At 64.6% G+C, this 24,204-nt stretch carries 26 protein-coding genes; 12 read left to right on the top strand and 14 right to left on the bottom strand.

What is annotated here, in order from left to right:
* The first annotated feature begins 11 nt into the window (after nucleotides 1-11).
* Nucleotides 12-917 carry an alpha/beta hydrolase gene (locus tag L0U83_RS29440; RefSeq protein WP_233887929.1) on the top strand — a complete coding sequence of 302 codons (906 nt, stop codon included), beginning with the start codon at nucleotides 12-14 and terminating at the stop codon, nucleotides 915-917.
* A gap of 14 nt (nucleotides 918-931) precedes the next feature.
* The gene (locus L0U83_RS29435) at nucleotides 932-1,705 is read left to right on the top strand and encodes a MipA/OmpV family protein (RefSeq protein WP_233887928.1); all 774 of its coding nucleotides are present in this window, start codon (nucleotides 932-934) and stop codon (nucleotides 1,703-1,705) included.
* Between the two features lie 24 nt (nucleotides 1,706-1,729).
* Here the strand turns inward: L0U83_RS29435 and L0U83_RS29430 are convergent, their stop codons facing one another.
* Genes L0U83_RS29430 through L0U83_RS29415 form a run of 4 tightly spaced genes read right to left on the bottom strand, consistent with a single transcriptional unit; the run spans nucleotide 1,730 to nucleotide 6,185 of the window.
* Nucleotides 1,730-2,962, bottom strand: coding sequence for an NAD(P)/FAD-dependent oxidoreductase (locus L0U83_RS29430; RefSeq protein ID WP_233887649.1), 1,233 nt, complete (start codon nucleotides 2,960-2,962; stop codon nucleotides 1,730-1,732).
* A 27-nt stretch (nucleotides 2,963-2,989) separates the two neighbouring features.
* Nucleotides 2,990-3,343, bottom strand: coding sequence for a RidA family protein (locus L0U83_RS29425; protein WP_233887648.1), 354 nt, complete (start codon nucleotides 3,341-3,343; stop codon nucleotides 2,990-2,992).
* A 2-nt stretch (nucleotides 3,344-3,345) separates the two neighbouring features.
* The gene (locus tag L0U83_RS29420; RefSeq protein ID WP_233887647.1) at nucleotides 3,346-4,872 is read right to left on the bottom strand and encodes an amidase; all 1,527 of its coding nucleotides are present in this window, start codon (nucleotides 4,870-4,872) and stop codon (nucleotides 3,346-3,348) included.
* Between the two features lie 26 nt (nucleotides 4,873-4,898).
* Entirely contained in the window at nucleotides 4,899-6,185 is a 1,287-nt protein-coding gene (locus L0U83_RS29415) for an MFS transporter (protein WP_233887646.1), read from the bottom strand.
* A gap of 102 nt (nucleotides 6,186-6,287) precedes the next feature.
* Between L0U83_RS29415 and L0U83_RS29410 the strand changes: the two genes are divergently transcribed.
* Nucleotides 6,288-6,941: a helix-turn-helix domain-containing protein gene (locus tag L0U83_RS29410; RefSeq protein WP_233887645.1), complete on the top strand. Its 654-nt coding sequence runs from the start codon at nucleotides 6,288-6,290 to the stop codon at nucleotides 6,939-6,941.
* Nucleotides 6,942-6,984: 43 nt separating this feature from the next.
* Here L0U83_RS29410 and hutU read toward each other — a convergent pair whose 3' ends face one another.
* A complete protein-coding gene (hutU, locus tag L0U83_RS29405; RefSeq protein WP_233887644.1) occupies nucleotides 6,985-8,673 on the bottom strand; it encodes a urocanate hydratase in 1,689 nt (562 codons plus the stop codon).
* A gap of 55 nt (nucleotides 8,674-8,728) precedes the next feature.
* Nucleotides 8,729-10,267: a histidine ammonia-lyase gene (gene hutH, locus L0U83_RS29400; RefSeq protein ID WP_233887643.1), complete on the bottom strand. Its 1,539-nt coding sequence runs from the start codon at nucleotides 10,265-10,267 to the stop codon at nucleotides 8,729-8,731.
* A gap of 266 nt (nucleotides 10,268-10,533) precedes the next feature.
* Here hutH and L0U83_RS29395 point away from each other — a divergent pair, with 266 nt between their 5' ends.
* The 6 genes from L0U83_RS29395 to L0U83_RS29370 all read left to right on the top strand — a co-directional run bounded on the left by L0U83_RS29395 (nucleotide 10,534) and on the right by L0U83_RS29370 (nucleotide 14,603).
* The gene (locus L0U83_RS29395; RefSeq protein WP_233887642.1) at nucleotides 10,534-11,292 is read left to right on the top strand and encodes an ABC transporter substrate-binding protein; all 759 of its coding nucleotides are present in this window, start codon (nucleotides 10,534-10,536) and stop codon (nucleotides 11,290-11,292) included.
* Nucleotides 11,293-11,357: 65 nt separating this feature from the next.
* Nucleotides 11,358-12,047, top strand: coding sequence for an ABC transporter permease (locus L0U83_RS29390; protein ID WP_233887641.1), 690 nt, complete (start codon nucleotides 11,358-11,360; stop codon nucleotides 12,045-12,047).
* Nucleotides 12,044-12,757: an ABC transporter permease gene (locus L0U83_RS29385; protein WP_233887640.1), complete on the top strand. Its 714-nt coding sequence runs from the start codon at nucleotides 12,044-12,046 to the stop codon at nucleotides 12,755-12,757. Before L0U83_RS29390 ends, L0U83_RS29385 begins: the two co-directional genes overlap by 4 nt.
* A 35-nt stretch (nucleotides 12,758-12,792) precedes the next feature.
* Nucleotides 12,793-13,560: an ABC transporter ATP-binding protein gene (locus L0U83_RS29380; protein ID WP_201697807.1), complete on the top strand. Its 768-nt coding sequence runs from the start codon at nucleotides 12,793-12,795 to the stop codon at nucleotides 13,558-13,560.
* Between the two features lie 55 nt (nucleotides 13,561-13,615).
* Entirely contained in the window at nucleotides 13,616-14,149 is a 534-nt protein-coding gene (locus L0U83_RS29375) for a helix-turn-helix domain-containing protein (protein ID WP_233887639.1), read from the top strand.
* 40 nt (nucleotides 14,150-14,189) lie between these two features.
* Entirely contained in the window at nucleotides 14,190-14,603 is a 414-nt protein-coding gene (locus L0U83_RS29370) for a VOC family protein (RefSeq protein ID WP_233887638.1), read from the top strand.
* Here the strand turns inward: L0U83_RS29370 and L0U83_RS29365 are convergent, their stop codons facing one another.
* From L0U83_RS29365 to L0U83_RS29355, 3 genes are all read right to left on the bottom strand, one after another.
* Nucleotides 14,604-14,918, bottom strand: a complete 315-nt coding sequence (locus L0U83_RS29365; RefSeq protein WP_233887637.1) for a hypothetical protein — start codon at nucleotides 14,916-14,918, stop codon at nucleotides 14,604-14,606.
* Nucleotides 14,919-15,069: 151 nt separating this feature from the next.
* Nucleotides 15,070-15,261 carry a hypothetical protein gene (locus L0U83_RS29360; protein ID WP_233887636.1) on the bottom strand — a complete coding sequence of 64 codons (192 nt, stop codon included), beginning with the start codon at nucleotides 15,259-15,261 and terminating at the stop codon, nucleotides 15,070-15,072.
* Nucleotides 15,262-15,522: 261 nt separating this feature from the next.
* Entirely contained in the window at nucleotides 15,523-15,978 is a 456-nt protein-coding gene (locus tag L0U83_RS29355) for a MarR family winged helix-turn-helix transcriptional regulator (RefSeq protein ID WP_233887635.1), read from the bottom strand.
* Between the two features lie 226 nt (nucleotides 15,979-16,204).
* Between L0U83_RS29355 and L0U83_RS29350 the strand changes: the two genes are divergently transcribed.
* Nucleotides 16,205-16,699 carry an SET domain-containing protein gene (locus L0U83_RS29350; RefSeq protein ID WP_233887634.1) on the top strand — a complete coding sequence of 165 codons (495 nt, stop codon included), beginning with the start codon at nucleotides 16,205-16,207 and terminating at the stop codon, nucleotides 16,697-16,699.
* 22 nt (nucleotides 16,700-16,721) lie between these two features.
* Here the strand turns inward: L0U83_RS29350 and L0U83_RS29345 are convergent, their stop codons facing one another.
* The 4 genes from L0U83_RS29345 to L0U83_RS29330 form a co-directional block, all read right to left on the bottom strand.
* Nucleotides 16,722-17,861, bottom strand: coding sequence for a porin (locus L0U83_RS29345; protein WP_233887633.1), 1,140 nt, complete (start codon nucleotides 17,859-17,861; stop codon nucleotides 16,722-16,724).
* 148 nt (nucleotides 17,862-18,009) lie between these two features.
* The gene (locus tag L0U83_RS29340) at nucleotides 18,010-18,837 is read right to left on the bottom strand and encodes an ABC transporter ATP-binding protein (protein WP_233887632.1); all 828 of its coding nucleotides are present in this window, start codon (nucleotides 18,835-18,837) and stop codon (nucleotides 18,010-18,012) included.
* Entirely contained in the window at nucleotides 18,834-19,862 is a 1,029-nt protein-coding gene (locus L0U83_RS29335; protein ID WP_233887927.1) for a FecCD family ABC transporter permease, read from the bottom strand. Before L0U83_RS29335 ends, L0U83_RS29340 begins: the two co-directional genes overlap by 4 nt.
* Nucleotides 19,863-19,936: 74 nt before the next feature.
* On the bottom strand, nucleotides 19,937-21,160 hold the full coding sequence (locus L0U83_RS29330) for an ABC transporter substrate-binding protein (RefSeq protein WP_233887631.1): 1,224 nt from the start codon (nucleotides 21,158-21,160) through the stop codon (nucleotides 19,937-19,939).
* Between the two features lie 140 nt (nucleotides 21,161-21,300).
* Between L0U83_RS29330 and L0U83_RS29325 the strand changes: the two genes are divergently transcribed.
* Together L0U83_RS29325 and L0U83_RS29320 are read left to right on the top strand one after the other, a co-directional pair.
* The gene (locus L0U83_RS29325; RefSeq protein WP_233887630.1) at nucleotides 21,301-22,014 is read left to right on the top strand and encodes a response regulator; all 714 of its coding nucleotides are present in this window, start codon (nucleotides 21,301-21,303) and stop codon (nucleotides 22,012-22,014) included.
* On the top strand, nucleotides 22,011-23,459 hold the full coding sequence (locus L0U83_RS29320; RefSeq protein WP_233887629.1) for an ATP-binding protein: 1,449 nt from the start codon (nucleotides 22,011-22,013) through the stop codon (nucleotides 23,457-23,459). Before L0U83_RS29325 ends, L0U83_RS29320 begins: the two co-directional genes overlap by 4 nt.
* Here L0U83_RS29320 and L0U83_RS29315 read toward each other — a convergent pair.
* Nucleotides 23,432-24,190 carry an SDR family oxidoreductase gene (locus tag L0U83_RS29315; protein WP_233887628.1) on the bottom strand — a complete coding sequence of 253 codons (759 nt, stop codon included), beginning with the start codon at nucleotides 24,188-24,190 and terminating at the stop codon, nucleotides 23,432-23,434. The genes L0U83_RS29320 and L0U83_RS29315 overlap by 28 nt on opposite strands.
* Nucleotides 24,191-24,204 lie beyond the last annotated feature (14 nt).

Here is a 24,204-nt window from a genome sequence, read left to right as displayed (position 1 = left end):
CGACGCTCGAAATGGAACTTGCCGCGACCGATGCGCCAGCCGTGCAATCCACGCGCTTTTTCTGCGAAGGCGACGGCCACGCCGTCCTCATGCTTCACGGCCTGTCCAGCTCGCCGATCGAACTGCGCTATCTCGCGCGCTATCTGCAAGGCGAAGGATTCACGGTATGCGCGCCCGTCATCGACGGGTATAGCGCCGGCACGGGCCAGCTGCCGATGGAGCAATGGGTCGAAAACGCCGCGCGCGAGTTCGACGCCCTCGCGGCGCGCTACGAGCGCGTCTCGATCTGCGGCCTTTCGATCGGCGGCGCGCTCGCGCTGCGTCTGATTCGCGAGCGGCCCGCAGCGCAGTCGCTCGTCCTGCTCTCGCTGACGCTCGCCTACGACGGCTGGGCGATCCCGTGGTATCGCTTCCTGCTCGACTGGGCGTACTTCACGCCGCTTCGCCATCGCTACCGCTATCGCGAGGCCGAACCGTTCGGTGTGCGTAACGAAGCGCTGCGCAAAAAAATTGCGCGCGCCATGCAGCGCAGCGACTTCAGCGAAGTCGGCCCTTCGACGATTGCCCTGCCCGCGCTGCATCAGGCGCTGCGCCTCGCGCGCGCGGCGCGCAAGGATGTTCCCGCGATCGAAAACGACACGCTCGTGATTCACGCAATCGACGACGAAACGTCGAGCCCGCGCAATCCGCGCCACGTGATCGACCGTATCGGCTCGAACTTCCTGCGCACGCTGTGGCTCGACGATTCGTATCACATGATCACCTCGGACAACGAACGCGAGATCGTTGCGCGCGAAACGGCCATGTTCCTGCGCGAGAGCGAAGTCGCACGCGGCGCGAAAGATGCACCGGTCGTCTCCAAGGCGCTCGCCCGGCGTCTGCGCCAACTGGCGGCGGTGGGAAGGAAAAATACGTGAAGCTGTCCGTAGCAATGAAAGGGCTGGCGTGCGTGGCCGCGCTGACCCTGGCCTCGCACGCATGGGCCGATGCCGATACGGCGAATACCGGCACTACCGACTCGCCGTGGAAAATCTCGATCGGTCCCGGCGCGTATTTCGCGCCCGAGTATCCGGGCGCGCGCCACATGAAGGTCTATCCGTTCCCGTCGCTCGACATCTCGTACCGAGACCGCTTCTTTTCGCAAGGGCCCGACGTCCTGGGCGTGAACGTGATTTCCGCGCAGAACTACCATGTGGGCGCTTCGCTGAGCTTCGACTTCCAGTCGCGCACGGTGTCGGACGACCCGCATCTGCACGGCCTGAGCAATGTCGACGACGGCCCGAAGCTGCGCCTCTTCGCCGATTACACGCTGTGGGCGTTCACGGGCGCCGTTGCCATGTATCAGGACATCAGCGGCCACGGGCAGGGAACGACGGCAACGGCGGATCTTTATGTGTCGCTGCCGCTAACGGGATGGCTGTTTTCGGTGGGGCCGGGGCTCACCTGGGCCAACGGCGTCTATACGCGCACGCTATTCGGCGTGACACCTGACGAAAGCGCGGCATCGGGCTTGCCGGCGTATTCGCCTGGCGCCGGCATTCGCGATCTGCACATGACGTTCTACATGACGCACGACTTCTCGAAGCACTGGGTCGGCTCGGTGAACGCGACGTTCGGACGCCTTCAGCACTACGCCGCCGACAGCCCGATCACCGAGAGCCGCCGCGAAATCACGGCTTTCGCGGGGCTCAATTACCGGTTCTGACCACGCACGCGGTGTCGCTCCGGGTCAAAACCGCTCGACACGGAATGGCCGAGGGTCCACCACCGTCGGCGCGCCCGTCATCATTTCCGCGATCAGGCGCCCCGTTACCGGGCCGAGCGTGAGACCGTGGTGCGCGTGGCCGAAGGCGAACCAGAGGTCGTCGTGCCTGGGAGCCGGCCCGATGATCGGCATCATGTCGGGCGTGCAGGGGCGGCGGCCCAGCCACGGCTCGGCATCGAGCCGCGCGCCCAGTGGGAAGATGCCGCGCGCGAGCGGCTCGACCGCTTCGAGTTGAACGGGCGTTTTGGGCGAGTCGCGAAAGCCAAGTTCGACGCCGGTCGTGAGGCGCGTGCCACGCAGCATCGGCGTAATGAGGAAGCCCGCTTCGGCGTCGAGCACCGGCTGGTTCAGCTTCGCGCCATTCGTCACCGCATAGTGCATGTGATAGCCGCGCTTCACGGCGAGCGGCAACGCGTAGCCCAGCCGCGCCGTGAGATCGCCCGACCACGGCCCCATGGCGATGACCGCGGAATTCGCTAGCACGGGCCCGTCCTGTGTCATGACGCGCCACGACGGTTCGAGCGTCGCGGCGTCGCCAACCAGCACGCGGCCGCCTAGCTGCTCGAAGAGCTTCGAGTAGGCCGTGACGAGTCCCTTCGGATCACTAACCGAATCGGAATCGGTATAGCGCACGCCGCCCACCAGCGTGTGGCTCAGCGCGGGCTCGGCGGCGCGCAGCGCCGAGGCGTCCAGCGCCTCGTGGCCCACGCCGTACTCGCGCTGCCAGCGCTGCGCCTCGGCCACGGTGGCGTCCATGGCGGACGCACTGCGAAACACCTTCATCCAGCCGTTGGTGCGTAAAAGCGCTTCGGCTCCCGCCGCCTCGATCAGCGAGCGGTGCTCGGTCACGCAGTGCTCGATGAGCGTGGAATACGCACGCGCGATCTCGGCGTGCCGGTCGGCACGCGAATGGTGCCAGTAGCGGTAGAGAAAAGGCAGCAGCTTCGGCATCGCCCCCGGGTGATAACGTACATCCGTCGAGCGGTTGCGCGCGTAGCGCAGCAGCGTAGAAAGCTCGCGCGGAAAAGCGTAGGGGTAGACGCCCTCGCGCTGAATCAATCCCCCGTTGCCGTGCGATGTTTCATTGCCCGGCGCCCTGCGGTCCACGAGCGCGACTGAAAGGCCGCGCCGCTGCAACTGCAAGGCCACCGACACACCAACGATACCGCCGCCAAGCACGACCGAATCGAATTTCATCACGCAATGTTCCTGGCTCGAAGGCGCTCAGGCGAGCGCTGTGACGGCCACTTCGACGTCGAGGCCCGGGCGCATCAGCAATGCCTGCACGCAGGCGCGCGTGGGCGCGTGACCTTGCGCAACCCATGCGTCCCATACGGCATTGAAGGCGTCGAAATGTTTTGGGTCGCTCAGCCACACGTTCGCGGTCAGCACGCGCGTCTTGTCCACGCCCGCCGATGCGAGCAGCTTGTCGATGCGCGTGAGAATCTCGGTTGCCTGAACGTCGATCGGTGCGCCTGCGGTATCGGGCACCTGGCCCGAGAGATAGACCACGCCACCCGCTATCACGACCTGGCTCATGCGCGCGTTGGTTTGCAGTCTTTGAATGTCGTTGCTCATGTTCATACCGCCGAAAGACCGGCAGCGTCGCTACCGGTTGGGTTGTAAATGGGAGGCGCCGTCACGATAGAAGTCAGCGCCGGATTGGCTTGTGCCAAACGTGCGAGATCGGGGCGCGGGCGACGCAGATCAGGATACGCTGAAAACGCCGTTTCCAGCGCCTGCGAGACCGCGAGCGTCTTCATGTCGCCGCGGAACGGGCCGACGATCTGGAGTCCGAATGGCATGCCCGCGTGATCCACGCCGCACGGCAGCGCGAGCGCCGGATGCGTGGTGAGCGTGACGACGTAGGTGAGCGCGAGCCAGCGATAGTAATTCTCCTGCGCGCGTCCGTCGATCTGCGCGGCATACAGTTCGCTCCACGGGAATGGCGTGACAGGCGTGGTCGGCGAAACGATTACGTCGTAGCGGGCGAACGCACTCTGGAAGCGCTGGAAGATGCGCGTTTGCTCGGCTTGCGCCCACGCACTGTCCGAGAGCGACATCTTCGCGCCCATTTCATAGTTCGCGCGCGTGTTCGGACCGAGCGCGCCCGGGTCACGCGTGTATGCGGCATGCAGGCCTGCAACGAAGCTTTCCGCGCGGATCACGTCGAAGCAGCGATGCACGTCGCCAAGATCGAACTCCACGGGCTCGCACGTGTGGACGATGCGTTTGAGTTGCGCCATGCGCGCGCGGAACACAGCGCGAATCTGCGGGTCGACGTCGCAACAGCCGAAGTCTTCGGTATAGCCGATGCGCAGCGTCGACGGATCAATATGCGGGGGAAAGGCGAACGCGTTGGCATGCACGGCGTAGCTGAGCGGATCGCCCGCCGATTCGCCCGCCGTTGCCGCGAGTTGGAGCGCCGTTTCGGCGACGTCGCGCCCCATCGGACCGACTACCGAGATCGGCGTCCAGCCTAGCAGGCGCCGCGAATTGGGCACGAGCCCCGGCGACGGACGAAAGCCCACGACGCCACACTTTGCGGCGGGTATGCGCAGCGACCCGCCGGTGTCGGAGCCGGTGCAAACCGGCAGCATGTCGCACGCGAGCGCCGCAGCCGAGCCGCCCGACGAGCCGCCGGCATTGAGCGCGGGGTTGAACGGATTGCCCGTCGCGCCCCACACAGGGTTGCGCGTATTCGCTCCAGCGCCCAGCTCCGGCACATTCGTCTTCGCCACGAGAATCGCGCCCGCCGCGCGCAGGCGCTCCACGAGCACCACGTCGCGGGAAGGCACGTGGCCGCGCGACATCGGCGAGCCGTAGGTCGTGAGCAGGCCCGCCGTGTCTTCGAGATCCTTCACGCCAAGCGGCAAACCATGCAGCAGGCCGAGCGGCTTGCCGTCCATGACGGCCTGCTCCGCAGCTTTGGCCGCTTCGCGCGAGCCGTCGAAACATGTCGCCGTAATCGCGTTGACCGCCGGATTCACAGCTTCGATGCGCTCGATGCACGCATCGAGCAGTTCGACGGGCGAAATGGCCTTTGCGCCGATCAGACGGCGCAGTTCGACTGCGGACAGACTGACCAGTTCGGTCTTGTCAAGCATCGTTCGGTTTCCTGATGAAATGATGTTCAGCCGATGGCCTCGCCGGTGCGGTCGCGCAGCCAGACGAGCGGGATCAGCGAAATGGCGCAGGCAGCCGCGACATACCAGGCGGGCGCAAGCGGATTACCTGTGCGCGCAACGATCCAGCTTGCCACAAGTGGCGAAAATCCGCCGAAGATCGAGGCGCTCACGACATAGGTAAGTGCAATGCCCGTGGCGCGCACTTCGCGCGGGAAGAGTTCGGGGATCATCACGAGCACCGGCACGACCTGACCCGCCACGAACACGGAGAGGAATGCGGAAACCGCGCAGAGCAGCGCGATGGAAGGCGCGGCGGAAAGCCATGCGAACGCTGGATATACGCTCAGCAGCAGCACGACGCGCGAGATCACCAGCACACGCTTGCGGGTGTAGCGGTCGGCGAGCTTGCCCACGAGCGGCGCGGCGACGAACAGCACGAGCGAACTGACCACGCCCGACGTGACCGCCGCCGTGGACGAAAGATGCAACACGCGCACGGCGTGGTTCGGCAGAAAAAACGCCGTGATGTAGATGGACACCGAACCACCCAGTTCCGCGAAAGTCCCGAGTATCGTGAGTTTCAGATGCGTGGTGAGCGCCGCCTTCAATGCGCCGCTATGCTTTGCGCCGTGCGCGGGTGCCGCGCTCAGCGTTTCTTCGAGGCGGCGGCGAATCAGCATGCCCACCGGCGCCGCCACGATGCCCACGAGGAACGGAAGGCGCCAGCCCCAGCTATCGACCGCCTCCCTGGGCAGCAGCACGTTCACGAGCGTGGCAACCGCCGCGCCGAGCGCGAGGCCGAGCGCGGTCGCCGCGAAGTTCCAGCTCGCGAAATACGCGCGCGTGTTGTCGCTCGCATATTCCACGAGCAGCGTGGTGCCGGGACCGAACTCGCCACCGGCAGCGAAGCCTTGAATCAGGCGCGCCGCGAGCACGATGAGCGGCGCGGCGATGCCCGCCACCGCGTACGTCGGCGCGCAGGCAATCAGCGCACAGCTCAGCGCCATCAACATGATGGTGAGCACCATGGCGCGCTTGCGCCCGGCGCGATCCGCATAGGCGCCGATGACGATGCCGCCCAGCGGACGCACCACGAAGCCCACGCCGAAGAGGCCAATGGACAGCAGGAACTGATTGACCGGCGAAGCGGAGGGAAAGAACAGCTTGCCGATCTGGATCGCGAAGAAGCTGTAGATCGTGAAATCGTAGTACTCGAGCGCCGTGCCTAGCGTGGTGGCGGCAATGACCTGGCCCTTCGAAAGGCCGGCTTTTCCCAGTGCAATTGAGGCCACGACGCTGCTCCTTCAAAAGGGAGTCGAGATGCGGGTTATCATATACGAGAAAAAATCATTTCTCGTATACGACAAAACCCGTAACCGGGAACCGTCCCTTCCATGGCAAAGAGCGCAGCACGAACTAACGCAACCGAGCACGCAACTGAGCAGCCGGCAACGGAGATCGATCACGCGGCCGTTGGCGCGCGTCTGCGCGAAGCGCGCAAGGCGCGTGAACTGACGTTGATGCAGCTATCGGCGTTGTCCGGCATCGCGGTCTCGACGATTTCGAAGGCAGAGCGCGGTGACATTGCGCTCACGTATGACAAATTCGCGGCGCTCGCCCACGCGCTGAACGTGGACTTCGACACGATATTCGGACGCAGGAAGCGCAAGGCGGCCGGCCCGATGAAGCCGTCGCTCACGCGCGCGGGCAAGCAGATGATTTACGACACGCCGAACTACGAGTACGGCATGATCGCCAACGACCTCACGGGCAAGCGCATGGTGCCGATGCGCGGACGCATCCACGCCCGCACGATGGACGCGTTTCCCGATTACATCCGCCACAGCGGCGAGGAGTTTCTGTTCCTGCTGGGCGGCGAACTGGAACTGCATTTTGAAAACGGCACTGTCTTCAAGCTCTCGCCTGGTGACAGCCTCTACTTCGACAGCGCCGTGGGACACGTGTATCTCAGCACGGGTGCCGAGGATGCCGAGGTGCTTGTCTGTTGCGTAGACAACGACTCACACCGACTGCCTGAAACGCTCTGAGCGGGTGTGACGCCGCCGCTTTTGAACAGCGGCGTCACGTCGCTCATCGGCCGAGCATCGGCAGCTTCAGGCCTGCTTCGCGCGCGGTCTGCTGCGCGAGTTCGTAGCCGGCGTCTGCGTGGCGCATCACGCCCGTGGCCGGATCGTTGTGCAGCACGCGGCCAAGACGCTCGTGAGCCGCCTGTGTGCCATCCGCCACGATCACCACGCCCGAGTGCTGCGAAAAGCCCATGCCCACGCCGCCGCCGTGATGCAGCGAGACCCACGACGCGCCGCCTGCCGTGTTCAGCAGTGCATTGAGCAGCGGCCAGTCGCTCACGGCGTCCGAACCGTCCTTCATCGATTCCGTTTCGCGGTTCGGGCTCGCCACCGAGCCGGTGTCGAGGTGGTCGCGACCGATCACGATCGGCGCCTTCAGTTCGCCGTTCTTGACCATTTCGTTGAACGCCTGACCCAGGCGATAGCGATCCTTCACGCCCACCCAGCAGATACGCGCCGGCAGCCCCTGGAACGCGATGCGCTCGCGCGCCATGTCGAGCCAGTTATGCAGGTGCGGATCGTCAGGGATCAATTCCTTGACCTTGGCGTCGGTCTTGTAGATGTCCTCAGGATCGCCCGAGAGCGCCACCCAGCGGAACGGGCCCTTGCCCTCGCAGAACAGCGGGCGGATATACGCCGGCACGAAGCCCGGGAAATCGAACGCGTTTTCCACGCCCATTTCCAGCGCCATCTGGCGGATGTTGTTGCCGTAGTCGAGCGTGGCCGCGCCGCGCTCCTGCAGCGTGAGCATCGCGCGCACCTGATGCGCCATCGATTCCTTCGCCGCCTTCACGATCGTTTCGGGCGCAACCTTCTGTGCCTCGCGCCACTGCTGAACCGTCCAGCCCTGCGGCAGATAGCCGTTGATCGGGTCGTGCGCGCTCGTCTGGTCCGTCACGCAGTCCGGCGTGATGCCGCGCTTCACGAACTCGGCGAATACGTCCGCGGCGTTGCCGAGCAGGCCCACCGACACCGGCTTGCCCGTGCGCTTCGCTTCCTCGACGATGGCGAGCGCCTCGTCGATGGTCTTCGCCTTGCGGTCCACGTAGCGCGTCTTCAGGCGGAAGTCGATGCGCGTTTCATCGCATTCCACCGCGATCATCGAGAAACCCGCCATCGTCGCCGCGAGCGGCTGCGCACCGCCCATGCCGCCAAGGCCGCCCGTGAGAATCCAGCGGCCCTTGGGGTCGCCGTTGAAGTGCTGGTTCGCGACCGAATAGAACGTCTCGTAGGTGCCCTGCACGATGCCCTGCGAGCCGATGTAGATCCAGCTGCCCGCCGTCATCTGGCCGTACATCATGAGGCCCTTGCGGTCCAGTTCGTGAAAGTGTTCCCACGTGGCCCAGTGCGGCACGAGGTTCGAGTTCGCCAGCAGCACGCGCGGCGCATCCGCATGCGTGCGGAACACGCCCACGGGCTTGCCCGACTGGATCAGCAGCGTTTCGTCTTCGTTCAGGTCCTTGAGCGAGGCGAGGATCTGGTCGAAGCACTCCCAGTTGCGCGCGGCGCGGCCAATGCCGCCGTACACCACGAGCGCATGCGGATGCTCGGCGACTTCGGGGTCCAGATTATTCTGGATCATCCGGTAGGCGGCTTCCGCAATCCAGGTCTTGCAGACCTTCTCTGCGCCGCGCGGCGCGCGGATCGTGCGGCTCGGGTCGAGGCGGGGGTCGGTGAAGTTCGGGTGGTTCATAACGTCTTCGTCTCGGATGTTATTCAGGAATGCTGTTTTATTTAGTCTCTGCCGCTTATTGCTCGGACTCGAATGCCAGCGGGCTATGCTTGGCAATCGCGCCGTTCTGCACGAGCTTCGCCATTGCGGCGATGTCCGGCGCGAAGTAACGGTCGAGGTCGTAATGCGGCACCTCGGCGCGCACCGACTGCATCACGTGCGCGAGCGCCGGGCTCGTGTGGTGCGGCGCGCGCAGGTCCACGCCCTGGGCTGCGGCGAGCAGTTCGATCGCGAGGATGTTGGCCGTGTTGTCGGCAATGTCGGCGAGCTTGCGCGCGGCGAACGTCGCCATCGAAACGTGGTCTTCCTGGTTCGCCGAAGTCGGCAGCGAATCGACCGAGGCCGGATGCGCGAGCGTCTTGTTTTCCGAAGCCAGTGCGGCGGCCGTGACGTGCGCGATCATGAAGCCCGAGTTCACGCCGCCGTCCTTCACGAGGAAAGGCGGCAGGCCCGAGAGCGTGGCGTCGATCAGCAGTGCGATGCGACGCTCCGCGAGCGCGCCGATTTCGGCGGCGGCCAGCGCGAGATTGTCGGCGGCGAAGGCCACCGGCTCCGCGTGGAAGTTGCCGCCGGAGAGCACTTCGTTCGTTTCCGGGAAGATCAGCGGATTGTCCGACACGGCGTTCGCCTCGATGAGCAGCACTTGCGCCGCGTGGCGCATCTGGTCGAGGCACGCGCCCATCACCTGCGGCTGGCAGCGCAGCGAATACGGGTCCTGGACCTTGCCGCAGTCGCGGTGCGAGAGATTGATCGCCGAGCCTTCGAGCAGCGTGCGATACGCCGCGGCCGCATCGATCTGACCGCGATGGCCGCGCAGTTCGTGAATGCGCGCGTCGAACGGCTTCACCGAACCTGCTGCTGCGTCCACGCAGAGCGCGCCCGAAACGAGCGCCGTGCGGTAAAGATCCTCGATCGCGAACATGTTGTAGATAGCGAGCGCCGTGGAAGCCTGCGTGCCGTTGAGCAGCGCGAGACCTTCCTTGGCCTGCAGCGCGAGGGGCTTCAGGCCGACGAGACGCAAGCCCTCCAGCGCGCTCATACGCTCGCCCTTCGCGAACACATCGCCCACGCCGAGCAGCACACACGACATATGTGCGAGCGGCGCGAGGTCGCCCGAGGCGCCCACCGAGCCCTTCACGGGAATCACGGGCAGCACGTCGGCGTTAAACAGCGTGATGAGCGCGTCCATGACTTCGCGGCGAATGCCCGAATGGCCACGGCCGAGGCTCGACAGCTTCAACGCCATCAAGAGGCGCACGACCGGAGGCGACATCGGCTCGCCCACGCCCACGGCGTGCGAAAGCACCAGATTGCGCTGCAGCAGTTCGAGCTGGTCACGCGGAATATGCGTGCTCGCCAGACGCCCGAAGCCCGTATTGATGCCATACGCGGGTTCGCCCTTCGCCGTGATTTCGGCAACGGCGCGCGCGCCTGCGTCGATGGCCGCGAAGCTGGCCGGATCGAGTTCGAGCTTCACGCCGCCGTTTTCATGGGCACGCGCGATCTGGCGCAGTTGGGGCAGGGTCAGATGGCCGGGAGTGAGTTTGATGTTCATTGCGGTGTCAAAGTTGTCTGGACAAGGTGGAATCAGATTACCGAACCGAGCTTGTCTATACAAGTTCAATCTGCTCCACGTATACCCGCATTCTTCGCTTCCTGACGCCTGAATTACGCCATCTTTCGATTACAGCACAGTGAAATCCCCAGGTGATAACACCGATTGCCGGCCTTTTCGACACATCGATAATTGTATAGACAACTTGCCGGGCCGACCTCCAGTACGTGACCGGGCACACGCCAACCATTCCTATCGGAGACTTCATGAAGAAACTTGCCTTGTGTGTCGCCCTCGCCCTTGCCGCCGGTGGAGCGTATGCGAAAGACTGGTCCACCATCCGCTTCGGCACCGACGCGAGCTACGCGCCGTTCGAATCCAAGGCGACGGATGGCAAGCTGGTCGGTTTCGACATCGACCTCGGCAACGAAATCTGCCGGCGCCTGAACGCCAAATGCGTGTGGGTCGAGCAGGACTTCGACGGCATGATTCCGGGTCTCAAGGCCAAAAAGTTCGATGGCGCGCTCTCCGCGCTCACGATCACCCCGCAGCGCGAGCAGCAGATCGCCTTCTCGGCCAAGCTCTTCAACACGCCGACGCGCCTAGTCGCGAAGAAGGATTCGCCGCTGCAGCCGACGATCGCTTCGCTGCAAGGCAAGACGGTGGGCGTCGAGCAGGGCTCGATTCAGGAGACCTACGCAAAGCAGAACTGGGCGCCCAAGGGCATCAACGTGATTCCCTACCAGAACCAGGACCAGGTCTATCTGGACCTGCAATCGGGACGACTCGACGCCGCGCTGCAAGACGAAGTGCAGGCCAATCTCGGCTTCCTGAAGACGCCTCGCGGGGCGGGCTTCGCGTTCGCGGGCGCGGAAATTCCCACCGGCGCCGCCGCTATCGGCCTGCGCAAGGAAGACGCCGACCTCAAGGCGAAGATCGACAAGACCATTGCCGACATGATCAAGGACGGCACGTACAAGAAGATCGAGTCGAAGTATTTCGACTTCGACGTGTACGGCGGCTAAGCGCCGCAGTCTTCTCCTGCAACAACAAAGGGGAGCGCTACTCCCCTGAACGAGGACATTCTTCCATGGTCTTTCAAGGCTTCGGCCCGCTGCTCCTCGCGGGCACGTGGGAAACCATCAAGCTCGCGGTGCTCTCGCTCGGCGCCGCGTTTGTGCTCGGGCTTGCGGGCGCTGCCGCGAAGCTCTCGCCCAACCGCGCGCTCGCGCGTATCGGCACGGCGTACACCACGCTCATTCGCGCGGTGCCCGACCTCGTGCTCATGCTGCTGCTCTTCTACAGCATCCAGATCTGGCTCAACGACGTGACCGACATGATGGGCATGGATCAGATCGACATTGACCCGTTCGTGGCCGGCGTCATCACGCTCGGCTTCATTTACGGCGCGTATTTCACCGAGACCTTCCGTGGCGCGTTTCTCGCCGTTCCGCGCGGACAGATCGAAGCGGGCTTCGCATACGGCATGAGTTCCACGCGCGTGTTCACGCGCATCCTGTTCCCGCAGATGATGCGCTTCGCGTTGCCCGGCATCGGCAATAACTGGCAGGTGCTCGTGAAGGCCACGGCGCTCGTTTCGATCATCGGCTTGGCCGATGTGGTGAAGGCCGCGCAGGACGCGGGCAAGGCCACCCAGGCGTTCTTCTTTTTCACGCTCGTGACCGGCGCGATCTATCTCGCCATCACCACGGTTTCCAATCTGGCATTGCACCGCCTCGAAAAGCGCTATTCGACCGGTGTGCGGAGGGCAGCGCTGTGATCGAACTGCTTCGTCAATACTGGCCCAATTATCTGTACAGCGACGGCTTCAACTCCAGCGGCCTCGTCATCACGCTCTGGCTGCTGGTTGTTTCGATCGTGGCGGGCTTCCTGCTTGCCGTGCCGCTCGCCATCGCGCGCGCGTCGCGCAACCGGTGGATCTCGCGGCCGGTGTGGGTCTACACCTACGTATTCCGCGGCACACCGCTCTACGTGCAGTTGCTGCTCTGCTACACCGGCCTCTACAGCCTGCACTTCGTGCATGCCAATCCGGTTCTTGGCGACTTCTTTCGCAGTGCCATGAATTGCACGCTGCTGGCGTTTGCATTGAACGAGTGCGCCTATGCCACCGAAATCTTCGCGGGCGCGATTCGCGAAACCTCGTACGGCGAGATCGAAGCAGCCCAGGCCTATGGCATGTCGAAGACGAAGGTCTACACGCGCATCATCCTGCCTTCCGCGTTGCGCCGCGCCCTGCCCTCGTACAGCAACGAGGTGATCCTCATGCTGCACGCGACGACGCTCGCGTTCACCGCGACCGTGCCCGACATCCTGAAGGTGGCGCGCGACGCGAATTCCGCCACCTATATGACGTTTCAGGCGTACGGCATCGCAGCGGCGCTTTATGCGTCGATCGTCTTCGCCCTGATCTGGGGTTTCCGTCGCCTCGAAACCCGTGTGCTGGCCTACCTGAAGCCGCAAGGCCACTAAAGAATTTCCCGCAGTCCTGATGGAGTAAACCGAATATGTACAAGCTGATTGTCGACGACCTGCACAAGAAGTTCGGCGAGAACGAGGTTTTGAAGGGCGTATCGCTCAAGGCAAAGGCTGGCGACGTGATCAGCCTGATCGGATCGAGCGGTTCGGGAAAGAGCACGTTTCTGCGCTGCATTAACTTTCTCGAATCGCCCTGCTCGGGACGCATCACGCTCAATGGCGAGGAAATCCGCACGAGCGCGGACCGCGGTGGCGCGCTGCGCGTGAGCGATCCGAAGCAGCTCCAGAAGATGCGCACGCGCCTTTCGATGGTGTTCCAGCATTTCAATCTCTGGGCGCACATGACCGTGCTGGAGAACATCATCGAGGCGCCGCTCAGCGTGCTTGGACTGAGCCGCAGCGAAGCCGAGGCACGCGCGCGCAAATACCTCGACAAGGTAGGCCTGGCTGCCGGTGTCGAGCACAAGTACCCGTCGCACCTTTCCGGCGGCCAGCAGCAGCGCGTGGCGATCGCCCGCGCGCTGGCAATGGAGCCCGAAGTGATGCTGTTCGACGAGCCCACCTCCGCGCTCGACCCCGAACTCGTGGGCGAAGTGCTCAAGGTCATGCAAAAGCTCGCGGAGGAAGGCCGCACGATGATCGTCGTCACGCACGAAATGGGCTTTGCGCGCAACGTTTCGAATCACGTCGTGTTTCTGCACAAGGGGAAGATCGAAGAGCAAGGCGACCCAAAGGAAGTGCTCAATGCGCCGCGCAGCGAGCGGCTGCAGCAGTTCCTGGCGGGGCGGCTGAAGTAAGGCGGCCCGCGGTTGGGCCTAAACTACCGGCATGCCGCCCACTTCAGATGAACGCATGTCGACTAGAGCAGCCCTCACCTCCGGCGCACTCACCGTCAACCACGCGCAGCCTGAACCGCCCGAGGCCGAACCCCTTCAGGACCCGGCTCTGCTGCGCCGCCTATTGCGCGCAAAAGACCGCATGGACGCCGCCTCCCACGAGGCGTGGCCCGTCAAGCGCCTGGCCGAGGTCAGCGGCATTTCCGAAGCGCATTTCGCGCGCTCCTTCAAGCGCGCCTTCGGCCTCCCGCCGCATCGTTATCTGCTCACACGGCGCATCGAGCAGGCCACCACCCTGCTGCGCGACACCGAACTCGACATCACGGATATCGCCTTCGCCACCGGCTGGGAGAGTCTTGGCACCTTTGGCCGCACCTTTCGCGACGTGACCGGCTCAAGTCCTAGCGCCATGCGCGTTCAGGCGCGGGCCAACCTGCCCGAAATCGACCGCGTACCCGCCTGCGTGCTCAAGGCCGCGCAGCGCCCCGATCTCACCACAGCAGTTTTGGAGAAGCGCCGGCGCGCGGGCAAAGCTAAAGTGCGGCCCTGAAGTGCGGTCCTGAAGTGTGGATATCAACCAGGGAGGTGTTATGAATCAGGGTATCAATGTGGTGGGGGTGTACGTCGACGACCAGGACGAGGCGCTCAGGTTCTACGTCGACAAGCTGGGATTTCGCGTGCATACCGATGTGCGCAACGGGACGTACCGCTGGCTCACGGTTCAGCACCCGGAGCAGCCCTCGTTCCAGCTCGGGCTCTTCCTGCCAGGGCCACCCGTTCACGATGAGGCCACCGCGCAAACGCTTCGGGCCATGGTCGCCAAAGGCGCCATGCCGCCCCTCGTGCTCGCCGTGGCGGACTGCCGCGCCAGCTACGAACGTCTGATGGCCTTGGGCGTGGAATTTACCCAGGAGCCCGTTGACCGCTACGGCAGCGTGGACGCTGGCTTTCGAGACCCTGCCGGCAATGGCTGGAAGATGATTCAGGCGCCGAAGCAGTCGTGACTAGGCATGCGCGGCACCGAAGGCGATGTCTTCGGCCGCGCTTTCGAAATGTTCCCGGCTTTCGGCGATTTCCTGATAGTCGATCTGGCCGTCGAGCATGACGTATTCGTGTATGCGCAAGCCCGCGCCCAAAACCACCCTGATATTGCGATCCGTCGCCGGAAACGCGGACTGCGGCTTGCCCTGCTGGGTAACCAGCAGAAGCTGGCTGCCCAGTCTGTCCTTCACGATTAGCGTCTGCGTGACTCGCGCGGTTTGCACGCGCGTGCGGTCGCCCACCAGGTCCAGATACGTTTCGCCGATGTTATTGAACATTGTTGCCTCCATTCCGGCGCTGCCAGCCGCCGACTTTCATCTACGTGACAAGTCAACTATAGTGCCGAAATAATCCCATCGCTCGCGACATCCTGTCGCAAACGATCGCTTAATGGAGCACATCGGTCTCCAGATCATTGACACGTTTGAGCTAGTCGAGTAGCGCGAACGGCGCGTGGCCGTCCATCCAGTCGTACTGGCTGGTCGGCGTCGCCCACGCCCAGTTCGACGGTGAGCGCGCTGCGGCGCTTTGGCTTGCGCGACCCGTCCCGCTGCATGGCACAGCGCTCGGTGCGCGATTCTGGGTGCTCGTCTCCTGGCTTTCCGCGATGATGTCTCTCATTTCAGTCCCGCTCCAAAGAAAAAATGGATCCGCATGCGGCTGCCGACGGTTTGGGCGGCACGGCATGCTTTTCAATGTGAGCGAACAATACGGCAATCGAGAGAAGCGCTTTTTGCTTCAAATGCCATTCTTTTATGTTCAGGCGCCACTGGGCGTTAACGCCTGGTCCGCCACGAAACGGCGATACGTCTCGCGGCGGCAGTTTGATGACAATTCAATGACTGATCGCGTGCCGGGAAGCCATGCACGGATAAGGGGCGATCAGGGCGTGGCGTCCCAGCCGTGTGATGCGAGGACCTTGTCGAGAAGAAAGCGCAGCGCGACGCGCTCGGCCTCGTTCAGCCCGTGGTAAAGGTCGCTGTCGCGCTTGTCCAACGTCGGGCCGATCTTCTTGAAAATCTTGCGGCCTTCGGCGGTGAGCGAAATGATGACGCTGCGCCCGTCCTTGTCGTTACCCGTGCGCGCGAGTATCTCCTTCGAAAGCATGGCTTCGACCGTGCGGCTCGCCTGGCTCTTGTCGAGGTTGGCGCGCCGCGAGATGTCCATCACGGTTTGCGGCCCGAATGTGCCGATCGCGGCGATGATGCTCGCCTCCGGATACGGCACACCCAGCTTGTCGCGCGACATCTCACTGCTCATACGATCGGCGATCTTGGTCAATGCCTTCAGCCGATAGGTCAACGAGGCGTCTGCGCCTGGCTCATTCGTGCTTGCCATATGCCCACTCTAGAATTGGATCCGGAAACCCGGGTATGTTGCCCTGATCCTGCCCGCGAGGTCAACTGTGGGGTAACAACGGCAAGCCCGGGGGCGGTCTGCTTCAACACGGTGCACGCAACGTGTGAATGCGCACGAGGCACCGTCAACGCCCATATGCATTTTCATCACTCGCTTTCATCCAGGCCGCTTATACTGCACGCGTTCCACGCGCGCGAAGATGGCCATGAGCAAACGAATGACTGTCCGGCAGTCGCCGGTGCACGGAAAAGGCGTCTACGCATTGCGCCCCCTGCGGGCGGGCGAGCGCATCTTCGAATACAAAGGCAAGATCATGAGCTGGCGCAGCGCGGCGAGGCGCTATCGTCTGCGTGAAGACGGCGCGCATACGTTTCTCTTCGGCCTTTCCGATGGCCGCGTGATAGACGGCGGCCAGGGCGGCAACTGGGCGCGCTGGCTCAATCACGCGTGCCAGGCAAACTGCGAAACCGTCGAAATAGACGGCCACGTATTCATCGACGCGTGCCGCGACATCCTGCCAGGCGAAGAGCTATTCATCGATTACGCGCTCCAGTTGCCCGACGACGCCTGCGAAGACAATGTGCGCGAATACACCTGCCGCTGCGGCGCGCCTGCGTGCCGTGGAACGATGCTCGCCGGCGCCAGTGTCAGCGCGGACGCCGGCGCAAGCAGCATCGTCAGCGTTGCCAGCCTGCTTTAGGCAGTTTCAGGCTGCGCCTCGTTCAGAACCGGTGCCGCATGCCGACCGCAACGACCGTCTGCCGATTCGTCGACGACGGCGACTGCCCGCTGATATCCGCCCCCAGACCCGATCCGTCCGCGCTGATGTGCTGGTAGCTCGCCTGCGCATAGACGTCGGTGCGCTTCGAAAGGAAGTAGTCGGCCTGCACCGACACCTCGTGCCAGCGCGGATGATGCTCGCCGCCTGAACTCGACAGCGCGCCCTGCGTGTAGGTGTACGCGCCGTTCAGGCTGAATTGCGGCGTGAACATGTAGCTCGCGTTCGCCTCGTAGTTGCTGAAGCTCGCGCCCTGCCCGTTCTGCACGAGGCCGAGGCTGTTCGCGCCATTGATCGTGTCGAGGCCGCCCAGTTGCGTGCGGGTCCACACAAAGCCGAAGCGCGCATTGCGCGTGACGTAGTTCACACCCGCGCCATAAGTGCGCTGCTGAGCCGCGATGAACGTGCGGTCGGTGAGCGTGAGCGCGCCGTTAGTGTTGCTGCTGCCGCCGTTGTTCGCTTGCAGGTAGCCCGCGCCGAACTCGAATCCGCCGAAATCGTACGACGCGCCGAAACTATAGAGGCGGTTGTCGTCGAAGCCGCCCGCTTCGTTCGAGAACCCGTAGAGCGCGCCGAATTTCGCGCCGCCATAGTTTGCGCTCGCATACTTGACCGCGTTGTTCACACGAAACGAGTTGTTGAGGTTGTCGTTGTCGTACGGGTGAGCCGAGAGATTGTTGCCGCCCGGATGACGCCCCGTGAAGCTGAGCGGCGCGAGATAGTCGACCACGGAGTCATATTGACGGCCCAGCGTGAGCACGCCGTAGCGATTGTTTTCGAGGCCTGCATAGGCCTGGTAGCCGAACATGCGGCCGCCCTGGCGCAGCGTGCCGTTCGTCACGCTGAAGCCGCTCTCCAGGCGAAAGATGGCGTGCGTGCCGCCGCCCAGGTCCTCGCTGCCGGTCAAACCCCAGTGACTGCCCGTGACGTTGCCGCTGCCAGCCGCGAAGAGGCTATGGCCGCCGGCGTTGCTGTTGTACGAGAGGCCGGCGTCGATCACACCGTAAAGCGTCACACTGCTTTGTGCGTGGGCCCCGCATGCATAGGCCGCGGCGAGGGCTGCCGCAACGAGCGTCTTTTTCATTGTTTTTCCTTCGAGTTGTCACGAGTTTTGCGTGTAGCGATGGCCGCGCAGCGCGCGACCCGGCCCCGCATTCGCGTGGTGCGAATGCGGTCCGGCGTCGTGAAGACGCGCGCCGAAACGGCGGATTGAACGGGCTGGCTGGGCCGCGCTAGTGGCGGCTGGCGATGCCCTGCTGACCGGCGAGACCGTCGATCAGAACCTGAAGCTGTCCGCGCGAGCATGGCTCGATGCGTGCGCGGACGCTGAACACTTCGGCGAGGCTATCGGCAGTGACGACCTCGGCCGGAACGCCCTGGCGCGCAATGCGCCCTCGATGCAGCAGCATCGCGCGGTCGCAGGAACGAACGGCCGCGTTGATGTCGTGCAGCACGACCACCGTGACGATCGCGCGCTCGCGAGTCACGTCGCGCAGCACCTGCATCACCTGGAACTGGTGATTGAGGTCGAGCGCGGAGCACGGCTCGTCGAGCAGCAGCACCTGCGGATCGCGCACCAGCGCCTGGGCGATGCCCACCAACTGGCGCTGCCCGCCCGAAAGCTCGTCGAGGGAGCGGCCAGCGAGCGCAGCGATGCCAAGCCGCTCGAGCACCGCATGCGCGTGGGCGATTTGCGCTGCGGACGAACCGCGCGACCCGCCAAAGTGCGATGCCGGAGCGCGCCCCGCGCGCGTGGCCACCACGACCGACTCAAGCACCGCGAGACGCACGCCAGCCGGCAACGCCTGCGGCAGATAGACCACGCTGTGCGAGCGAGCGCCCGCGGCTGTCAGCGTGAGCGGTGCGTCATCGAGCGTGAGCGAGCCGCTGCGCGGCGCGTTCAGGCCCGCCAGCGTGCGCAGCAAAGTGGATTTGCCGCTGCCGTTCGGCCCGAGCAGCGCCGTGATCTCGCCGCGCGCGAGCGGCCCGGCGCTCAATTCGCTCAGCACCTCGCGCTTGCCGTAGCGCACCGAAAGCGCGTGAATCGACAGTCCGCTCATTGCGACATCCCCTGCGAGCGCACGACGATGCCGAGAAAGAGCGGAATGCCCACGAGCGCCGTGACGATCCCCACGGGAATGAGCACGCCCGGCACAAGCAGCTTCGAGGCAATGGAGGCGAGCGAAAGCATCAGCGCGCCGAGCAGCAGGCTGCCCGGCAGATAGAAGCGATGATCCTCGCCGAACAGCGTGCGCGCGATATGCGGCGCGATCAGCCCGACAAAACCAATAGTGCCGACGAACGACACGGCGAGCGCCGACAGCGCCGACACGCGCAACAGCGTGCCAAGCCGCAGCCGCCGCACGTCGATGCCGAAGCTCGCCGCGCGCTCTTCGCCCAGGCGCAGCGCGGTGAGCGTCCACGCGTTGCGCATCGAGAACGGCACGGCGAGCGCGAGCGCCGCCGTGAGCACGCCGATCTTCGGCCAGTCGGCTCGTGCGAGCGAACCGAGCGTCCAGAACACGAGGCCTTGCAGCGCGTCGGCGGAGGCGATGAACTGCATCAACTCGACCAGCGCATGAAACGAGAACACGAGCGCGATGCCCATCAGCACGACGCCCGCCGTGCTCATGCCGCGCCAGCGCGCGACGAAATCGAGCAGCAGCGCCGAAGCAAACGCGAACACGAACGCGTTGGCCGAAACGATCCACGTTTGCGCAACGCCCGGAATCGCCACATCGAGCACGATGGCGAGCGACGCGCCGAACGCCGCCGCCGCCGAAACGCCCAGCGTATAGGGGCTCGCGAGCGGATTGTTGAGGATCGTCTGCATTTCCGCGCCCGAAATGCCGAGCGAGGCGCCGACCACGAGCGCCATGACCGCATACGGCAGGCGGATCTGCCAGACGATCACGCTATTGGCGGGGTCCGCCGAGGCGGGCAGGAAGATCGTGCGCAGCAAGGTCGCGATGGGCAGGCCCGAAGGGCCGGAGCTGAGGTCGAACAGCAGCGAGGCGACGATCAGCGCGGCGACCGCTGCGAGGCACAGCACGCGGCGGCGCGTGAGACGCGCGTAGGCGTGCATCTGTGCCTTTGCGTCGTGCGCATCGGGAATCGCGTCGAGCGGCCGCGCGGCCTCTGCGGCGAAGCGCATACCGTTCATCGCGCGGCCTGCTGCGCTTGCACCGCAGGCAACGGCGCGTCGACCCATTGCGTGCCCGTATCGGAAATCGCGAGGAAGTGGCGATACAGCTCGCGCTCGGTCGCGTGCACATCGAGCGCGCTGAACTGCTGCGGATAGAACCACTTCGCGAACGCCTCGATCGCGACGATGTTGTACGGCGAGTCGTAATAGTTGTGCGAGATGCCGTGCACGCGGCCATCGTGAATCGCCTTGATGGCATTGAAGCCGGGGCGCGCGGCCAGTTGCGCGAGGCTCGCATCGGCGTCGTGCTCGCTCGTGAGCGCGCCCACGCGCAGCGAAGCGAGGCCAGGCTTCGTGCGGCTGCCCGTCGCGATATACACATCGGGCTGCGCCGCGATCACCTGCTCCATGCTGATGTCGCCGAGCACGCCGGGCAAGAGGCCCGCCGCGATGTTGCGCCCGCCCGCGGCATCCACGAACTCGCCGAAGTTGCCCTTGCCCGCCGTGTGGCAGCAGCCCGCGTCCCACACGCCCGCCAGCATGTCCACGAACACCTTCGGGCGCTGCGACTCGGGAATCGCATTCACCACTTGCTGTACGCGCGCGAGATGCTGCTGATAGAACTGGATATAGGCATCGGCTTCCTTCTCGCGGTGCAGGACCTCGCCAAGCAGCTTGATGCTCGGCAGCGTGTTCTGCATGGGATGCACGCGAAAGTCGATGAACACCACGGTCGTGCCGGTCGCTTCGAGCTGCTTGACGAGCGCGTTGTAACGGCTCGGGCCGTGGCCCGCCACGCTGAAGATCGCCACATCGGGCTTGAGCGCGAGCGCCTTCTCGTCGCTGATGCTGTCCTCGGTCGCCTTGCCAATGAGCGGGATCTGGCGAATTTCGGGGAAGCGCTGCGCGTAGGCCTCGTAAGTCTGCGGGTCCATCGTCGGCAAGTCGCCCTGCCAGCCCACGATGCGCGCGAGCGGCTTCTGACCCTCGAGGAGCGCGACCGCTGAAAGCAGACGGCTCTCGCCAAGCAGAATGCGATGGGGCTCGGCCGGCACCTTGACCGTGCGGCCTGCGAGATCGGTCACGACGAGCGGCATTTGGGCCGTCTGCGTCACCGCCGGCGTGGCGGCCTGGGCGGCGGTGCTGCCGCTCAACGCAACAAAAGCCGAAGTTGCGGCCAGGACGGCGCCCCGCAGCACCACGCTGGCAAGGCCAGGAATCAATCGAAAGGTCAACATGATATATTCTGTAAATGCGAACGATTGCTATTTGCGAGCGAAACTTTAACGGCCGTTTGTAATGGCGATGTGTTGAAACCGGCCGTTTTGTAATGGAATGTGTTGGCGCGGCGTACGTCCCGCGGCAGCAAGAGAAAAAGATGGATCACATACTGGTCGTCGACGACGACGCCAACATCCGGCAACTGCTGCGCGACTACCTGCGCGAGATGGGCTACCAGGCGAGCGCCGCCACCAACGGCGCGCAGATGAAGCAGATACTCGGCACCGCCCAGGTCGACCTGATCGTGCTCGACCTCATGCTCGACGGCGAAGACGGACTCGACCTCACGCGCGAGCTGCGCCGGGCCCACGACACGCCCGTCATCATTCTTTCCGCGCGCGGCGGGTTGCTCGACCGCATCCTTGGCCTCGAAATGGGCGCCGACGACTATCTGCCCAAGCCTTTCGATCCGCGCGAGCTGCTCGCCAAGATCAAGGTGGTCCTGCGCCGCACGCGCGCGGTGCCGGGCACGCGCCCCGCCGACGCGAACGCGTTCATCACCTTCGCGGGCTGGCGCCTCGACACGCGCATGAAGCAGATGCGCTCGCCCGACGGCGTGGTCGTCTCGCTCGGCGGCTCGGACTACCGTACGCTGCGCACCCTGCTCGACCACCCGAACCGCCCGCTCTCGCGCGAATTTCTGCTCGACCAGGTGTTCAGCAAGAGCATGACGCCGCTCGACCGCGCCATCGACGTATGCGTGAGCCGGCTGCGGCAGCAGCTCAAGGATTCGGCGCGCGAGGCCACGCTCATTCGCACCGTGCGCAACGAGGGCTATATGCTCGTGGCCGACGTCGGGTACGAAGCGTGAGGCGGTTCGCTCATTGCGCATCGAGGTTGCGCCTTTGGCCGCTTTGGCCAGACACGCTCTTCGGGCGCCTCGTCGTGATTCTCGCGGCGGGCATGTTCGCGGGGCAGTTGCTGACCAGCACGATCTGGTTCGAAACGCACGACAACCGCACGCTCGAAATTCCAGCGCGCCTGTTCGGCAGCCGTCTCGCCGATACGGTGCGCCTCATCCAGCGCGCGCCCGATCCCGCGACGCGCGAGGCGATCGTCGGCACACTCAGCGATGACCGTTATCGCCTTCAGTGGGTGCAAGGCGCACCGCTGCCGGTGCCCGCAACGCTTTCGCTCGCGCAGCGCGCCACCGCAGGGCTGATCGAGGGCGTGATCCGCAAGCGCCTTTCCGAGCCCATCGACGTGCATCTCATCGACGCGCAGGTGCGCGACGGCGCGCGTCGCGAAGGCGGCGTGCTGAGTCTGTTCGACTCGCGCATGCCCACCGGCGACTTTCATGTGCAACTCGAGGTGCCGGGTCAAGGCTGGCTCGATATCCACGCGAACGAAGGCCAGGCGGGCATGCATACCGAGCGCGGCGCGCTCGTGATGGATTACCTGCTGCGCATCTATCTGCTGCGCTTCGCCGCCGTGTGCCTGATCGCGATGGTGGCGGTGCGCTTCGCGCTTGCGCCATTGCGCCGCTTCGCCTCGGCGGCCGAAGCGCTCGGGCGCAACATTTACCGCGCGCCGCTCGCCGAGGCGGGGCCGCGCGAAGTGCGCAATGCGGCGCACTCGTTCAACGCGATGCAGCAGCAGTTGATCGACAGCTTTGCTGCGCGCACGCGCTTTCTGAGCGCGGTCTCGCACGACTTGCGCTCGCCGCTCACGCGGCTGCGTTTGCGGGTGGAAATGCTGCCGGACCCGGCTTCGCGCGAGCGTCTGCGCGGCGACCTCGACGACATGGAAGGCATGGTGCGCGCCACGCTCGACGCCGTGCAGGGCGTCGAGATCACCGAACCACGCCAGCGCATCGACCTCGTTTCGATGCTCGAGGGCCTGGCGGGCGATGCATGCGAACAGGGCCATCGTGTGAGCGTGACGGGCAGCGTGCGCGCGCCCATTCCGGGCTTTGCGCGCAACCTCAAACGCTGCCTGCAGAATCTTTTCGACAACGCGATCCGCTATGGCGGCGAGGCGAGCGTCACCGTGAGCGACGTTGAAGATGCCGTGCGCGTGGTGATCAGCGACAACGGCCCCGGCATCGCCGAGCCCGCGCTGCTCGAACGCGTGTTCGAGCCTTATTTCCGCATCGATTCGCATCGCAGCGATGCGCCTGGCGGCACGGGGTTGGGGCTCACGATTGCGCGCAGCGTGGCGGCCGCGCATGGCGGCACGCTCGTGCTGCGCAATCGGGTGGTGGATGGGCGAATCGTTGGGCTCGATGCTCAGCTGGACTTGCCCAGAGGCGTTTGATCGGTCCCGTACTGCCATGCCTGAAGCACCGTGGGATCGATGTAGCCCGGCACGGCAGCAGAAAGCGATTGCTTCAACTCACGGCTTCCCGCATCCGCCAGCACCTCGCTTTCGCCCGCTTCGAGTGCGTCGTACGCCTGGCGAACGACATCGACGGGACTGATTTTCGGCACGTCGAAATCCTTGGTGAGATCGGTATCCACGAAGCCGACATGCACGCCGACCACGCCGACATTGCGCGCCCTGAAATGCAGCCTGATGTTGTTCGTATAGCTCCACGCCGCCGCCTTCGAGGCGGAATACGGCGCGATGAACGGTACGGTTCGCCACGAGACATCGGAGAGCACGTTGATCACACCGCCGTTTCCATCACTGGGCAGCACGGATTCGAACGCGCGAGTCGTGCGAATGACGCCATAAAAGTTCGTTTCGAAAATGCGCCGGGCCTGTTCTTCCGCCTCTGCCAAAAGCGGTGACTCGAGGATTTCCGCGATCCCCGCGTTGTTCACGAGCAGCGTCACGTCCGACGCGATCTTCGCCGCCGCCGTGACGGAAGCAGGATCGGTCACGTCGAGCTTGACGGGAATGATGCCGGGCTCGCTAAAGCCTGTCGGGTTGCGCACCCCTGCGTAGACCTTGGCGGCCCCGCGCGCGAGCGCCTCGCGTGCAAAGGCCAGACCGAGGCCGCGGCTTGCGCCCGTGACGAACACAACGGAATTCTTGATCTTCATTTTGAATTTCCTTA

The organism is Paraburkholderia flagellata, from assembly GCF_021390645.1.
Taxonomy (GTDB): domain Bacteria; phylum Pseudomonadota; class Gammaproteobacteria; order Burkholderiales; family Burkholderiaceae; genus Paraburkholderia; species Paraburkholderia flagellata.
The sequence above is the reverse complement of the archived record's forward strand: the minus strand, read 5'-3'. Positions and strand labels throughout refer to the sequence as shown.